9 protein-coding genes are annotated in these 15,090 nt (G+C 61.2%); 7 read left to right on the top strand and 2 right to left on the bottom strand.

Annotated elements, in window-relative coordinates; translation table 11 throughout:
- Positions 1-83: 83 nt before the first annotated feature.
- Positions 84-2,075, bottom strand: a complete 1,992-nt coding sequence (mnmC, locus tag K0P33_RS22400; RefSeq protein ID WP_242151502.1) for a bifunctional tRNA (5-methylaminomethyl-2-thiouridine)(34)-methyltransferase MnmD/FAD-dependent 5-carboxymethylaminomethyl-2-thiouridine(34) oxidoreductase MnmC — start codon at positions 2,073-2,075, stop codon at positions 84-86.
- Positions 2,076-2,216: 141 nt separating this feature from the next.
- Between mnmC and pap the strand changes: the two genes are divergently transcribed.
- The 3 genes from pap to K0P33_RS22385 all read left to right on the top strand — a co-directional run bounded on the left by pap (position 2,217) and on the right by K0P33_RS22385 (position 6,273).
- Entirely contained in the window at positions 2,217-3,731 is a 1,515-nt protein-coding gene (pap, locus tag K0P33_RS22395; protein WP_094953529.1) for a polyphosphate:AMP phosphotransferase, read from the top strand.
- Between the two features lie 191 nt (positions 3,732-3,922).
- Positions 3,923-5,107, top strand: a complete 1,185-nt coding sequence (locus K0P33_RS22390) for a thiolase family protein (protein ID WP_094953528.1) — start codon at positions 3,923-3,925, stop codon at positions 5,105-5,107.
- Between the two features lie 209 nt (positions 5,108-5,316).
- A complete protein-coding gene (locus tag K0P33_RS22385; RefSeq protein ID WP_094953527.1) occupies positions 5,317-6,273 on the top strand; it encodes a DMT family transporter in 957 nt (318 codons plus the stop codon).
- A 409-nt stretch (positions 6,274-6,682) separates the two neighbouring features.
- Here the strand turns inward: K0P33_RS22385 and K0P33_RS22380 are convergent, their stop codons facing one another.
- Positions 6,683-8,071, bottom strand: coding sequence for a class II fumarate hydratase (locus tag K0P33_RS22380; protein ID WP_094949883.1), 1,389 nt, complete (start codon positions 8,069-8,071; stop codon positions 6,683-6,685).
- Between the two features lie 192 nt (positions 8,072-8,263).
- Between K0P33_RS22380 and K0P33_RS22375 the strand changes: the two genes are divergently transcribed.
- The 4 genes from K0P33_RS22375 (at position 8,264) to K0P33_RS22360 (ending at position 15,073) form a co-directional block, all read left to right on the top strand.
- Positions 8,264-8,782, top strand: coding sequence for a DUF2059 domain-containing protein (locus K0P33_RS22375; RefSeq protein WP_094949882.1), 519 nt, complete (start codon positions 8,264-8,266; stop codon positions 8,780-8,782).
- A 6-nt stretch (positions 8,783-8,788) separates the two neighbouring features.
- Positions 8,789-9,082 carry a BolA family protein gene (locus K0P33_RS22370; protein WP_094949881.1) on the top strand — a complete coding sequence of 98 codons (294 nt, stop codon included), beginning with the start codon at positions 8,789-8,791 and terminating at the stop codon, positions 9,080-9,082.
- A 138-nt stretch (positions 9,083-9,220) separates the two neighbouring features.
- On the top strand, positions 9,221-12,211 hold the full coding sequence (locus K0P33_RS22365; protein WP_242151500.1) for an RHS repeat-associated core domain-containing protein: 2,991 nt from the start codon (positions 9,221-9,223) through the stop codon (positions 12,209-12,211).
- Between the two features lie 258 nt (positions 12,212-12,469).
- A complete protein-coding gene (locus K0P33_RS22360) occupies positions 12,470-15,073 on the top strand; it encodes an RHS repeat-associated core domain-containing protein (RefSeq protein ID WP_242151497.1) in 2,604 nt (867 codons plus the stop codon).
- Positions 15,074-15,090 lie beyond the last annotated feature (17 nt).

Genomic DNA, 15,090 nt, shown 5'->3' with positions numbered 1-15,090 from the left:
TACCCAGAAACTGACCCAGTGCTATGCGTGGAGTTTTAGACCGATAAGTTATAAGGCAAATTGCCGCGACGCCTGCAATCCCGCTATTTCTGTGTCGCTGCCTTGCCTCTGACCAGTGCGCGCAGGGCAAACCGATTCGGGTGGCAGGCCTCTGCCACGCTGGCCGGAACGGGCAGCGGCTCGTCGCTGAGCCAGGCTGCCAGCAACTCGCCGCACAGTGGCGCGGTAATCAGCCCGCGTGAGCCGTGGCCGCTGTTGATGTACAACCCTGGCAGCCACGGGCAAGGCGTGTCCGGCACTTGGCGGGCGTCTTTGCTGAGTACGGCATAGGCGTGTCGGAAGGCGTCCTGGTCGGCCAACGGCCCGACGATCGGCAGGTAGTCAGGGCTGGTGCAGCGGAAAGCAGCGCGGCCTTCCAACTGTTCGGGAGCCAGTGCGTCGGCGCCCAGGCGCTGCAGCAGGTCTTCAGAAATCTCCCGCAGCATTTCGAGGTTGCCGGCATGTTCGGCGACGGTGGGCGTGAGGTCTTCATTGTTGAAATCAAAACTGGCGCCCAAGGTGTGCTCGCCAAGCCGGGCGGGCGCGACGTAGCCTTCGGCGCAGACCACCGTGGCCAAGGCCGTACTCGCCGCCGTTTGCGCCAGCCGGGTGATTTGCCCGCGGATACGCTTGAGCGGCAAGTCGGCGCTCAGTGGGAACCGCTTGATGTCGGCGGCTCCAGCGAGCACCACCACACTGGCGCTTACCAGCACGCAGTCACCGTCGCGGGCCTGCCATTGGTCGTCGACCCGGTGCAGCTCCAGGGCATCGTGATGGGTGAGCACCTCAATCAGCGGATGCGCCGCTTGCCAGTGGCACAGCGCGGGCGGATGCACCCAACCGCCTTGCGGGAAAAACAGGCCGCCCTGGGCCAGGTCGATGCCGGCCTGTTGTTGCGCGTGTTCACGGTCCAGCAGGTGCAGCAACTCGGGCGCAAACGCCTCAGCCAGTTGTGCCTGGCGCTGGGCTTCCTTGGCGTCGAACGCCAGTTGCAGCACACCGCAGCCATCCCAATCGACACCTCGGTGCAGGTGCTCCAACAAACGTCGCGTGTGGCCGAAGCCGCTGAGGATCAGTTGCGACAACGCCGTGCCATGGGCCGACAGCTTGAGGTACAGCACGCCCTGCGGGTTGCCGGACGCTTCCTGGGCCAGGGCGGCGTGGCGCTCCACCAAGCTGACGCGCCAACCGCGCGCGGCCAGGCTGGCGGCAGTGGCGCAACCGGCCAAGCCGCCGCCGATGACCATGGCGTGGCGCTCGCCTTCGACAGTTGCCGGGCGGGCGAACCAGGGTTTGGCTTTGGCCGGTGGTGTCGCGTCCTCGGGCCAGCCGAGAAACTCACCGCGCAGGATCTCCCATTTATGCCCGATGCCCGGCGTGCGCTTCATCTTGAACCCGGCGGCATTGATCAGGCGCCGTACCCAGCCGGTGCTGGTAAAGGTGCTGATGGTTGAAGCCGGTGCGGCCAAGCGGGCCAGTTCGGCAAACAGTTCGGCGGTCCACATGTCGGGGTTTTTCGCCGGGGCGAAGCCGTCGAGAAACCACGCGTCAACCTGTGCATCCAGCTGCGGCAGTTGCTCCAGGGCGTCACCGATCAACAGCGTGAGGGTCACACGGCCATTGTCCAGCACCAGGCGTTGGAAGCCTGGGTGGATGGCAATGTACTGGGCCAACAATTGCTCGGCGAAGGGCGCAAGTTCCGGCCAGAGGGCGAGGGCGCGTTGCAGGTCGGCGTGGCTCAGTGGGTACTTTTCCACGCTGACAAAATGCAGGCGTGCACCGGCCACCGCGTGTTGCTCAAACAGCTGCCAGGCGCAGAGAAAATTCAAGCCGGTGCCGAAACCGGTCTCGCCAATCACCAATCGTCCGCCCGCCGGCAAGGCGGCAAAACGCTCCTGCAAATGGTTCTGTTCGAGGAACACATAGCGGGTTTCTTCAAGGCCGGATTTGTCGGAAAAATACACATCGTCGAAGACCCGCGAGTGCGGGCGACCTTGGTCATCCCAGTCGAGCTGGGCGTGGGTGATGGGGTTCATGGGCGGCTCGGTAAAGACAAGGCGGCCATTCTAGCTGATCAATAGACGTTGAATTGACCCAAGGCAACTACGTGTGGAATTTCCTCCCGCGCATTGTTGCCCAATCCGCTAGTCTTGAGCCATCTTGAAACGGAGCTGCCCATGTTCGAATCCGCCGAAATCGGTCACGCCATCGACAAAGACACCTACGACGCCGAAGTGCCGGCCCTGCGCGAGGCCTTGTTGGAGGTGCAGTACGAGCTGCAACAGCAGAAGCGCTTCCCGGTGATCATCCTGATCAACGGCATTGAAGGCGCCGGCAAGGGCGAGACCGTCAAGCTGCTCAATGAATGGATGGACCCACGCCTGATCGAGGTGCGCACCTTCGACCAGCAGACCGACGAAGAACTGGCGCGCCCGCCGGCCTGGCGCTACTGGCGGCAACTGCCCGCCAAAGGCCGCATGGGCATCTTTTTTGGCAACTGGTACAGCCAGATGCTGCAAGGCCGGGTGCACGGCCAGCTCAAGAACGCCCGCCTGGACCAGGCCATCGCCGGTGCCGAGCGCCTGGAAAAGATGCTCTGTGACGAAGGCGCGTTGATCTTCAAGTTCTGGTTCCACTTGTCCAAGAAGCAGATGAAAGCGCGGCTCAAGGCCTTGGCCGATGACCCGCTGCACAGCTGGCGCATCAGCCCGCTGGACTGGCAGCAATCGGAGACCTACGACAAGTTTGTGCATTTTGGCGAGCGCATTCTGCGCCGCACCAGCCGTGACTACGCGCCGTGGCACGTGATCGAAGGCGTTGACGCTAATTACCGCAGCCTCACCGTGGGCAAAATCCTGCTTGAGAGCCTGCAAAATGCCTTGAAACTGCCCAAGGGCAAGGCCAGCGGCATGAACCCGGCGCCGTTGTTGGCGTCGGTGGACCGCAAGAGCCTGCTCGACAGCCTCGACATGACCTTGCACCTGGACAAGGACGATTACGAAGAACAGCTGATCACCGAACAGGCGCGCTTCTCCGGCCTGATGCGCGACAAACGCATGCGCAAGCACGCGCTGGTCACCGTATTCGAAGGCAACGACGCGGCGGGCAAAGGCGGGGCGATCCGGCGGGTGGCGGCGGCGCTGGACCCGCGCCAGTATCACATCGTGCCGATTGCCGCGCCGAGTGAAGACGAGCGTGCCCAGCCTTACCTGTGGCGGTTCTGGCAGAAGATCCCGGCACGCGGCATGTTCACTGTGTTCGACCGTTCGTGGTACGGCCGCGTGTTGGTGGAGCGCATCGAAGGCTTCTGCACCCCGGCGGACTGGATGCGGGCCTACGGCGAGATCAATGACTTTGAAGAGCAGCTGCGCGACGCGGGGGTGATCGTGGTCAAGTTCTGGCTGGCCATCGACAAACAGACCCAGCTGGAGCGCTTCCAGGCCCGTGAGGAGATCCCGTTCAAGCGCTTCAAGATCACCGAGGACGATTGGCGTAACCGCGACAAGTGGGACGACTACCGCGCCGCCGTGGGCGATATGGTCGACCGCACCAGCACGGAAGTCTCGCCGTGGACCCTGGTGGAAGCCAACGACAAGCGCTGGGCGCGGGTCAAGGTGCTGCGCACCATCAACCGCGCGCTGGAAGAGGCGTTCGATAAGACTGACAAGCACGATAAGAAGACAAAGAAATAGCGTTGTCTGTGGTGAGCGGGTTTGTTGTGGCGAGCGGCCCGACAAGCCTGCTCGCCACAACAAGTGGGCGAGCCACAAGGCAGTGTTCTGCACCATGCTTTTGTATCTACCGGGTGAATGATCATCGCAGTCAGGAGGGCCCGGTTCTATCCTCGATCCATCTCCCAACAACGACAAGATCGAGGTAGCCCATGCGTGAAGTAGTGATCGTCGACAGCGTGCGAACCGGCCTGGCCAAATCCTTTCGCGGCAAGTTCAACCAGACCCGTCCCGATGACATGGCGGCCCATTGCGTCAACGCCCTGCTGACTCGCCATGGCATCGACCCGGCGACGGTCGAGGATTGCATCGTCGGTGCCGGCTCCAATGAAGGTGCCCAGGGCTACAACATCGGGCGCAATGTGGCGGTGCTCTCGCAATTGGGCGCCGGTACCGCTGGGATGACCCTTAACCGCTTCTGCTCCTCAGGCTTGCAGGCGATTGCCATTGCCGCCAACCAGATTGCCTCGGGTTGCAGCGACATTATCGTCGCCGGTGGCGTTGAGTCGATCAGCCTGACCATGAAAAGCGTCAACACGGACAACCTGATCAACCCGCTGCTTAAAGAGCAGGTGCCGGGCATCTACTTCCCCATGGGCCAGACGGCTGAGATTGTCGCGCGCCGTTATCACGTCAGCCGTGAGGAGCAAGACCTGTACGCCCTGCAAAGCCAGCAGCGCACCGCCCAGGCCCAGGCTGATGGTTTGTTCAGTGATGAGATCGTGCCGATGGCGGTGAAGTACAAGGTCGAGGACAAGCACACCGGCGAAGTGCAGGTGCTGGAGGGCGTGGTTGATCGCGACGACTGCAACCGACCTGACACCACGCTCGCCAGCCTGCAAGGGTTGAAACCGGTCTTCGCCGAGGATGGCTCGGTGACAGCCGGCAACTCCTCGCAGCTCTCCGACGGCGCCTCGATGACGCTGGTGATGAGCCTGGAAAAAGCCCTGCAATTGGGCCTCAAGCCCAAGGCGTTTTTCCGAGGCTTTACCGTGGCCGGTTGTGAGCCGGACGAGATGGGCATCGGCCCGGTGTTCTCGGTGCCCAAGTTGCTCAAGGCCAAGGGCTTGCAGGTGGCGGATATCGACCTGTGGGAACTCAATGAAGCGTTTGCCTCGCAGTGCCTGTATGCGCGTGACCGGTTGGAAATTGATAACGCCAAGTACAACGTCAACGGCGGCTCGATCTCGATTGGGCACCCCTTCGGCATGACCGGTTCGCGGCAAGTCGGGCATTTGGTTCGCGAGCTGCAACGACGCAATCTGCGTTACGGCATTGTCACCATGTGCGTGGGCGGCGGCATGGGCGCCACCGGCCTGTTTGAAGCCGTACGCTAAATCTCACTGGAAAAACATGGGCCCATGTGGGCGCTGGCTTGCCTGCGATGGCGGTGTATCAGTCGAGATTTTTTTGTCTGACCCACCGCCATCGCAGGCAAGCCAGCTCCCACCTTTGATTTGGGGTGTTGTGGAAAATATCGCTCGCCAAGGCCCCCCTTGGTCCACCTAGAATGCCCGTTCCACTTCCTCAGGCATTCGGGGCACTCATGCACATCTCTTCCGGCCGCTGGGTCTATGGCTTCGGCTTGACCCTGCTGACCGCGTTTCTGTGGGGCATTCTGCCGATCAAACTCAAACAAGTGCTACAGGTGATGGACCCGGTGACCGTCACCTGGTTTCGCCTGATCGTCGCCGGCAGCTGCTTATTTATCTACCTGGCCCTCACCAAACGCCTGCCCAGCCGCAAGGTCCTGGGTCCCAAGGGCGGCTGGCTGGTAGCCATGGCGGTGTGCGGGCTGGTGGGCAACTACGTGCTGTATCTGGTCGGGCTGAAAATGCTCAGCCCTGGCACGGCGCAGTTGGTGGTGCAGATGGGGCCGATCTTTCTGATGGTCGCCAGCGTGTTTGTGTTCAAGGAGCGTTTCAGCCTGGGGCAAGGCATGGGCCTGGTGGTGCTGATCATTGGCTTCGGGCTGTTTTTCAACCAGCGCCTGGTGGAAATGCTGACCTCCTTGGGCACCTACACCGCCGGGGTGTTGACGATTCTGCTCGCTACGACCATTTGGGTGTTTTATGCCTTGGGTCAGAAGCAGTTGCTGACGGTGTGGAATTCGCTGCAGGTGATGATGGTGATTTATCTGTCGTGCGCCGTGCTGCTCACGCCGTGGGCGCATCCGCTGGAGGCGTTGCAGTTGAGCCCGCTGCAGGGCTGGCTGTTGCTGGCGTGCTGCATGAATACGCTGGTGGCTTACGGTGCGTTTGCCGAAGCCCTGGCGCATTGGGAGGCTTCGCGGGTCAGTGCGACGTTGGCGTTGACGCCGTTGGTGACGTTTGTGGCGGTGGCGTTGGCGGCGTGGTTATGGCCGGATTTTGTGCAGGCCGAAGAGATTAATGCTCTGGGTTACGCCGGGGCGTTGGTGGTGGTGTTGGGGTCGGCGACTGTGGCGCTGGCGCCGTCGTTGCTGGCTGGGCTCAGGGCGCGGCGGGTGCGGCTGGCGTCTTAATGGCCGGCGAGGCGGCGGCGAAGCTTTATTTTTTGTAAACCGGTTCAAATGTGGGAGCTGGCTTGCCTGCGATGGCGGTATGTGGGTTGGCTGGGGTATCTATTCGGAGTACATATCCGTTGCTGCGGTAACGGCTGAGTATGGTTCCGCTCTTACAGCGGGTCACTTTTTGAAGGACCAAAAAGTAACCAAAAAGTCCTCGCCCCACCACTCGGTGCCTCGCCTAGGCTCGGCATGCCCGCACGCAGGCTTGAATCCGTGGGCCGCCGCGATGGGCCATCCTTGGCCCAGCGCGGCTAACCCGGCGTCCTGCCGGGTTACCCACGGATTCAAGCCTGCGTTCGGCCATCGTGGTTAACGGGGCGCCTTAGATCAAGATCAAGATCAAAAGCAGATCAAAAGCCTGAGCTTAATGACCGGCTTCCAGCATGTTTTCCGGGCGTACCCACTGGTCGAACTCTTCATCGGTGAGGTAGCCCAGGTCCAGCGCAGCCTCACGTAGCGTCAGGCCTTCGGCGTAAGCCTTTTTGGCGATCTGCGCCGACTTGTCGTAGCCGATGTGCGGGTTGAGCGCTGTCACCAGCATCAGGCCGCGCTCCAAGTGCTCGGCCATTTGCTCGGCGTCGGGCTCAAGGCCGGCGATGCAGTGTTCCTGGAAGTTGTTGCAACCGTCGGCCAGCAGGCGGATCGACTCCAGCAGGTTGTGGATGATCACCGGCTTGTACACGTTCAACTGCAAGTGGCCTTGGCTGGCGGCAATGCCGATGGTCACGTCATTGCCCAGCACCTGGCAGGCCAGCATCGACAGCGCTTCGCACTGCGTGGGGTTGACCTTGCCCGGCATGATCGAGCTGCCCGGCTCGTTGGCCGGCAGTTTCACTTCTGCCAACCCGGCGCGTGGGCCGGAGCCGAGCAGGCGCAGGTCGTTGGCGAGTTTCATCAGGGCCACGGCCAGGGTTTTTAGGGCGCCGTGCAGGGTTACCAGCGGCTCATGGCCGGAGAGGGCGGCAAATTTGTTCGGTGCGGTGACGAATGGCAGCCCTGACAGCGCGGCCAGTTCGGCGGCAATCGCCTCGCCAAAGCCGTGGGGCGAATTGAGCCCGGTACCGACGGCGGTGCCGCCTTGGGCCAGTTCGCAGACTGGGGGCAGGGCGCTGCGGATCGCGCGTTCGGCGTAATCGAGCTGTGCGATAAACGCTGAGACTTCCTGGCCAAAGGTGATCGGCGTGGCGTCCATCATGTGGGTGCGGCCGGTCTTGACCAGCTTCATGTGCCGCGCCGACAGTTCCGCCAGCCCACCCGACAGGTGGGTGATCGCCGGCAGCAGCTGTTTGTTCACCGCCTGCACCGTCGCGATGCTCATGGCGGTGGGGAAGCAGTCGTTGGAACTCTGGGAGCGGTTCACATGATCGTTAGGGTGCACCGGGCTCTTGCCGCCGCGGGTCTTGCCCGACAGCTCGTTGGCACGGCCGGCGATCACTTCGTTGGCGTTCATGTTGCTCTGGGTGCCGCTGCCGGTCTGCCACACCACCAGCGGGAACTGGTCGTCATGTTGACCGTCGAGCACTTCATCGGCGGCCTGTTCGATCAGGCGGGCGATGTCGGCGGGCAAATCGCCATTGCGGTCGTTGACCCGCGCCGCAGCTTTCTTGATCAGGGCCAGGGCGTGCAGTACCGCCAATGGCATGCGTTGCTCGCCGATGGCGAAGTTCACCAGTGAACGTTGGGTCTGCGCGCCCCAGTAAGCGTCATCCGGGACATGGACTTCTCCCAGGCTGTCGGTTTCGATACGGCTCATCGGGCACACTCCTTCAGGTTCGTTTGCGCAGTTTAGGCCGTGATGGGCTTTGGGGGTTCCCTAAAAGACTTTTCATCGGATGCAAGTCCCGCAAAACCAGGCCCAATAGGGCCTGGGGTTGAGCCGGGAGGTTTTTTAGGCGCAGAATGGGCGCCCTTGGGGTCTTACCTCGCCTGCTAGAAAGGAAACTCGATGACTCGTCTTCGTGCCATCTGTACCGCGGTTGCTCTGGTTTGCGCCAGCGGCCAAGTCTTTGCCGATACCGCCAGCCATAACGCCAGTGCCGAAGCCTTCCTTACCCTGGCCCACGCTGACAAGCTGGGTACCCCGGTGTACATGCAAGTGCAGCAAATGTTCGCCCAGCGTTTCGAACAGACCAAGGCGCCTGCCGCCAAGCAGTCCGTACTGGACACCTACCAGGCCAAGGCTAACGCTGCCCTGGACCAGGCTATCGGCTGGCCGAAGCTGAAACCGGACATGGTCAAGCTCTACACCACTAACTTCAGCGAATCCGAGCTCAAGGACCTGGTTGCGTTCTACCAGTCGCCACTGGGCAAGAAAGTCCTGGAAAAAATGCCGCAACTGACCCAGCAATCGGCGCAGATGACCCAGGCCAAGCTGGAAAGCGCCGTGCCGGTGGTGAACAAGCTGTTGGAAGACATGACCAACGAGCTGACGCCTAAAGCTGCTGCACCGGCCAAGAAGAAGTAAGCAGGAATGACCATGCAACAGCGTATCGAAACGGCGCTCGCCGCCCTGAGCCCGCAACACATGAGCGTGCTGGATGAAAGCCACATGCACAGCCGTGGGTTGCAGACCCACTTCAAGGCCGTGCTGGTCAGCCAGCAGTTCGAGGGGCTTAACCGCGTCAAGCGCCACCAGACGGTCTACGCCACGTTGGGTGACCTGATGAGCGAATTTCATGCGTTGGCGCTGCATACCTACACGCCTGAAGAATGGGCGAGAATCGACGCAGCCCCGGCCTCGCCGACCTGCGCCGGCGGGCATTGAATATCGCCTCGACCCGCGCGAGCGGGTCGAGGCGATGCCAGCCCCGGATACATAAAATATCTTCCAGTACCACCTTGCTCCCCCCCCAACATCCTTAGGCTTTCAAGACTACTTATTCAGAAATAGGGTCTTGAGGTCATGTCTAATTCCATCCATCGAAATACGCCATCCCTGGCCGCTTTCGACCCGCGTGGATTGATCGTCCGTAACATCGAGTATCACCGCTCAAGGGCACAGGTTGAGCCGCAAGTGCGTATCCATCGTCAGGTGTTTGGCAGTTCTGGCTTGATGATTGAGCAGTGGGATCCGCGGCTGTTGCAATTGTCGCGTTCACAGGCTGGCACTCAGGCCAATCAACGCACGGTCTACAGTCTTGGCGGGCATGCGTTGCGCATCGACAGCGTGGATGCCGGCTGGCGGCTTACGTTGCCGGGTGAGGCCGGGCAGTTACTGGAAGAGTGGGATGGGCGGGGCGCCCATCAGGCGCATCACTACGACCAATACGTGCGGCCCGTCGCCGTATTCGAGCAGGCGGCCAATGACGAGCAACCCCTGTGTGTCGAGCGTCTTGCCTACGCTTCACGCTCGGACGAAGAGGCCGCACGCAATCGCTGTGGCCAGGTGATTCGTCATGATGACGGCGGCGGTTCGTTGTTCCACGAGTTTTATGGGCTGCACGGCGGGGTTGTCCAGCAGACTCGACGCTTCCGGCAGGCGAGCGCTGTGCTGGGTTGGCCGCTGCTCGATGTACAACGCGACGTGCGCCTGGAACCTGAGCGTTTCCAGACATCAACGGGTTTCAACGCGCTGGGTGAGCGCCTGCATCATGTGGATGCCAAGGGCAATCACCTTGAGTATGCCTATGGCATTGACGGCCAGCCGGCGAGCATCTTTGTGTTGCCCACGGGCGGCGTGCGCACGCAGTTAATGGGCCAGCGTCGCTACAATGCGGCGGGTCAAGTGATCAGTGAGCGCGCCGGGAATGGCGTTGTGCGTACCTTGCTCTACCGTGAAGCCGATGGTCGCTTGCGGCAGATGAGTGCCCGTGTGCAAGGGCCGACGAGCACAGCGCTGCAAGATCTGACCTACGATTATGATTGCGTCGGCAACATTGTGCGGATCGACGATCTGGCCCAGCCGACACAATGGTCGAGCAACACCCGGATCAGTTCGGCCAGCGTCTATGAGTACGACACGTTATCGCAATTGACCAAGGCCACCGGGCGCGAAACCGCCGGCAACAAGGGTGGCCCCGCGTTACCGGCGAGGGTGGCGTTCGGGTCGACTGACGACAGCGTCTGGCGTCGTTACACCCAGCAGTTCAGCTATGACGCGGCCGGCAATTTGCTTGAGTTGCAGCATGTGCCCAGCAGCGGCACGGGTTTCACGCGCCAGATGAGCGTGGCCGCCCGCAGCAATCATTTCGTGCCGCAGGCCGATGGCAGTGCTGTGCCGGGGTTGGGGCAGGACTTTGACCGCAACGGCAATTTGCAAGCGCTGGAGGGCGACCATGGGATGGGCTGGGATGTGCGCAATCAACTGGTGCGCATCACGCAGGTGTTGCGCGAGGGAGGAAACGACGATGAGGAACGCTACGCGTACGATGCGACCGGTCGACGCCTCCTCAAGCACCGGGTAACCCAAGCCAAGGGCGTGGTGCATACGGCGCAGGTGCGCTACTTGCCAGGATTGGAGATTCGCCATGACAGTGCAACGGGTGAGCAACTGAATGTACTCAACCTCGACGTCGGTACCCTCACCGTTCGGGTACTGTCCTGGGATCGTCACCCTTCGGGGGGCCGCCAGGATGTGCAGATCCGTTATGGCTTGTCGGACCACTTGGGCAGCAGCACTATGGAGCTGGGCGAGCAGGCACAACTGCTCAGCCAAGAAAGCTACTATCCCTACGGCGGTACCGCGTGGTGGGCGGCGAAAAGCGCCAGCGAAGCGAGCTATAAATTCATCCGTTATTCGGGCAAGGAGCGCGATGCCAGTGGGCTGTCCTACTACGGCTTCAGGTATTACGCGCCGTGGTTGTGTCGCTGGATCAGCCCGGACCCGACCGGCGATGCCGATGGCTTGAATGTGTACGCCATGGTTGGCGGTAACCCCATTACCAAGGTTGATAAGCAGGGGTTGGCGGCGACACCGGCTTTGGAGCAGCCGCGCCAGATGCAACTGCGCAGGCTGTCCATCAGCCGCAGGCTCGCGCTGATGGAGCGCGTTTTTCGACCCAGGATACAGGCCGGTTCATCGGCCGCGATTCGTGATGGTTTATCCACCTACATCTCCAATACCCTTTGGACGGGCGTCGATCTGGCGGTCTTCAACACCCTCCAGCCCACGGCGCAACGCAACCAAATCTTGCGCATTACCGTCGCGGTGCTGGATGCAGTGTCTACGGCACATATGAGCACCGGTATCGCCGGTAACTGGACGCAACATGCGCCACAGATCGGTGCTCTTTTTGCAGGTGCCGCGGGTATGGGGTATGCCGTTTATGGCGACTCGATAGGTGATCAAGCGGAGCACAGCTGGGACCCGGTGGCGGTCCAGCGGTTGGGCGGGCATGTGCGCTCGCTCTCCAGGGAACTCGTGCAGCAGGTCATGCGTGGGCACGGTACCGGCGTCTCCTGGGGCAGCACGCCCCTGCGGGGCAGGGTGACGCGCACCGCCGGGGCGACGGCGGCCTATGCCCTTGCAACCGTGGCTAACGCGGTATACGGCGGGGAAGTACCTGTGCTGATGCAACCTAATGTCTCACCTGCAATAGAAGCTTACGACGGAGCGATGGGAACGATGATTCGTGGCGGTCACCCGACGGCCGTCCACGATCCCCATGGCCAAACCCTGCAGCTGCCGGACCCTGTCGCGACGATGCACGGTGGGCTGAGCAGAATGTTCAATCAGGTGTGGACGCACTGGGCCGCGTCCGGTGTCGAGGCATTGGCCGTTGCGCTGACGGGCTTACCCGTGGCCGCCCAGGGCCGGATGACGCGCAATATTGTGATGGCGGCCCGCGGCATGATTTCCGCGCTGACCGAATGGCGTGGCTTTTTCGTACAGTTTGCCAGGGGCGGGTATTCGACCTTGGCGACGGCCTGGCGCCGAGCCCCGCGGCCTAACTAAGTAGGAGGGTGAATGGGCTGGCGCAGCGGCTCATTCATATATCGACACACTACATTGCCCTCAGTACCGCGTGTGCGTGTGAGCTATCTCTAGGCTTGGCTGATCTTTTGCTATTCGGGTTATTGCGCCATGTCTTATCTGCTACACCAACATACGCCCACGCTATCGGCCATTGACCCTCGTGGCTTGGCTGTCCGCAGTGTGGCCTACCATCGTGACACCTCCCAGGATCAGCCCCGCGCACGTATCGGCCGTCGGGTGTTTGGCAGCCAAGGTTGGCTGCTGGAACAGTGGGACCCTCGGCTGCACGCGCTGAGTGAGTCGGCACCGGCCACCGTCAGCCCCAATCAGCGCCAGTATTACAGCCTCTCGGGGCAATTGCTGCGTACCGACAGTGTGGACGCCGGCTGGCAGATGTCACTGTTGGGCGTGGGCGGTCAAGTGCTGGAGCGCTGGGACGCCCGAGGCTCTCACCAGTGTTATGAGTACGATCCCCAGGTGCGCCCTTTGGCCATCTTCGAACAAGCGGCGGATCAGCCGGCGCGGCGCTGTGTCGAGCGCCTGACTTATGCGGCAGCCGAGCCCGCCGAGGTGGCCGGCAACCGTTGTGGTCGACTGATTCGTCATGCGGACCCGGCCGGTGTTTTGTTGATGGGTGAGTACGGGGTCGGTGGGAGCGTCATCAAGCAGACTCGACGGTTTCGCATGGATACTTCGACAGTTGACTGGCCATCGAGCGATGAGAATCAAGCCGAACAGCTAGAGCCCAACGCCCATACCACGACCTGGCGCTACGATGCCCTGGGGGCGCTGTTGGAGCAGATCGACGCCAAGGGCAATCGCCGGCACAGGCGCTATGGGCAACAAGGCTGGCTGCTGGAGGTTGCTCTGACCCTACGCGGGGGCACGCGCCAAGTGTTGATGAACCAGCGTGTGTACAACGCCAGCGGTCTGGTGGAATCCGAACGGATGGGCAATGACGTCACCAAGATGGCGAAATACGCCGCTGAGGATAATCGTTTGTTGCAGCTGACGGTGTATCGCAAGGGCGAGGCCGCCAAGCCTCTGCAGGACCTTGTGTACGAGTACGACCCAGTAGGTAACATCCTCAGCCTCAGCGACCAGGCCCAGCCGACTAAATGGCACAGCAATGCTCGCATTGATGCGGTCAGTCGTTACCAGTACGACAGTTTGTACCAGTTAACCCAGGCCAGCGGTCGGGAAAATGCCGGCAACAGCGGTGGTCAGGCAAGTGCGCAGCGGATGACGTTCGGTGCAACCGACCCCGGACTCTGGCGCAATTACACCCAGCATTATACCTACGATGAGAATGGCAACTTGACACGCCTTCGCCATGTGCCGAGCAGTGGAGCAGGTTATACCCGGGACATGAATGTAGCTGTGGGCAGCAATCGCGCCTTGTCGGCCACTGACGGTGCGCCGCAACAATGGGCAACGATGTTTGATGCCAACGGTAATCAGCAAATGCTGGGCGGCGGCCAGCAGCTAGGCTGGAACGTGCGTAACCAACTCACTCACGCGACCCAGGTGCAGCGAGAGCAGGGTGACCCTGATGTGGAAAGTTATCTCTACGACAGTCAGGGCCAGCGGGCAGCCAAAATCAGAAGTCAGCAGGTTGCCGAGAAACCCCATGCACATATCACGTGTTACTTGCCGGGTTTGCACCTGCATATACAACCTGGCAAGCGCTTGAGCGTGCTGGACATTGATACGGGCGGCGGCCGGGTCACGGTGTTGCAGTGGGAGGCCGGTGGCCCCAGTGATATGAGTGAAGAACAGTTGCAATTCAGTATCCTTGATCACCTCAATAGCCATTTACTGGAGCTGGACGAGCAAGCGCAGTTGTTGAGCCAGGAGCATTATTATCCTTATGGCGCAACGGCGTGGTGGGCTACCAACGGTACGCAGCGGGCCACCTATAAGATTCGCCGCTACGCGGGTAAGGAGCGCGACGCGACAGGGTTGTATTACTACGGATCGCGGTATTACGCGCCGTGGTTGCAACGCTGGATCAGCCCGGACCCATTGGGTGATGTGGACGGTCTGAATCTGTACGCGCTGACGTTGGGCAACCCCCTGCGATTCACGGACGCCGACGGCACGCAAACGTCGTTTGGCGAACAATTTCAACCCAGTCGAGGCGATATCATTTTCGGTAAGGGGAGTACCGTGGCTAGCTACCGCAGCTTCTGGTCAAAGCTGACGGCACGCGGGGACGCAATGGTCACCTATTTCGGGGTTAAAGAGCTGGGGGCGGCGATGGCGAGGTTGAAAAAAGAAAGTGTCTCCACGTTCATTGAGTACGGGGAGGGCAGACTCAGCGTCGACGAGTTCGAGCAACGGCTCGAGGTGCACGGCGCACCGGTTGCACAGCAGTTCTATGACGCCATTAAGTCGAAGTATGCGGGCTGTACGTCGACCGCCGCCAACCGAGAGTTCGCGAAGAAATTCGTGAGTGACTATTCTTCTGGCACCTATTCGTTTGAGCAAACCCTTTTAGACCATGGCATGAGCTTGAGTACGTTCGAGGGCAAGCTGGTCAGCCGCGCCAGTAAGTCGGCTTTGAAGACTCTGACGGACCCTCAGAGCATTCGCCAAGTGCATTTTGCGCTTGATCATCTGGATATGGGCAACGTGATCAATAAGACCGAGACTTCTTTCGCAGGTTCGGAGCTGCGCTGGCTTTATCGGCATCGATCACGCGTGCCAGGCCATGTGACTTTCTATCACCAGAAACAACAGGTTGAGGCCCCTTGGCGGTCCGACCCCTCCCTTTGGCGTCGCTACAAACCGGTCAGCTCAATATCCAGCGCCAGGGTTTCAGGGCGGGCCACACACTGACTGAACGGATCAGCGTG

It is taken from the genome of Pseudomonas sp. ArH3a, assembly GCF_022648765.1.
In the GTDB taxonomy this organism is placed as follows: domain Bacteria; phylum Pseudomonadota; class Gammaproteobacteria; order Pseudomonadales; family Pseudomonadaceae; genus Aquipseudomonas.
Note: the sequence above shows the minus strand (reverse complement) of the source record. Positions and strands in the feature narration are given on the sequence as shown.

What these genes read in the sequence shown, in the direction of transcription:
- mnmC (WP_242151502.1), bottom strand. Translation starts at nt 2,075, where the DNA reads ATGAACCCCATCACCCACGCCCAGCTCGACTGGGATGACCAAGGTCGC.
- pap (WP_094953529.1), top strand. Translation starts at nt 2,217, where the DNA reads ATGTTCGAATCCGCCGAAATCGGTCACGCCATCGACAAAGACACCTAC.
- K0P33_RS22390 (WP_094953528.1), top strand. Translation starts at nt 3,923, where the DNA reads ATGCGTGAAGTAGTGATCGTCGACAGCGTGCGAACCGGCCTGGCCAAA.
- K0P33_RS22385 (WP_094953527.1), top strand. Translation starts at nt 5,317, where the DNA reads ATGCACATCTCTTCCGGCCGCTGGGTCTATGGCTTCGGCTTGACCCTG.
- K0P33_RS22380 (WP_094949883.1), bottom strand. Translation starts at nt 8,071, where the DNA reads ATGAGCCGTATCGAAACCGACAGCCTGGGAGAAGTCCATGTCCCGGAT.
- K0P33_RS22375 (WP_094949882.1), top strand. Translation starts at nt 8,264, where the DNA reads ATGACTCGTCTTCGTGCCATCTGTACCGCGGTTGCTCTGGTTTGCGCC.
- K0P33_RS22370 (WP_094949881.1), top strand. Translation starts at nt 8,789, where the DNA reads ATGACCATGCAACAGCGTATCGAAACGGCGCTCGCCGCCCTGAGCCCG.
- K0P33_RS22365 (WP_242151500.1), top strand. Translation starts at nt 9,221, where the DNA reads ATGTCTAATTCCATCCATCGAAATACGCCATCCCTGGCCGCTTTCGAC.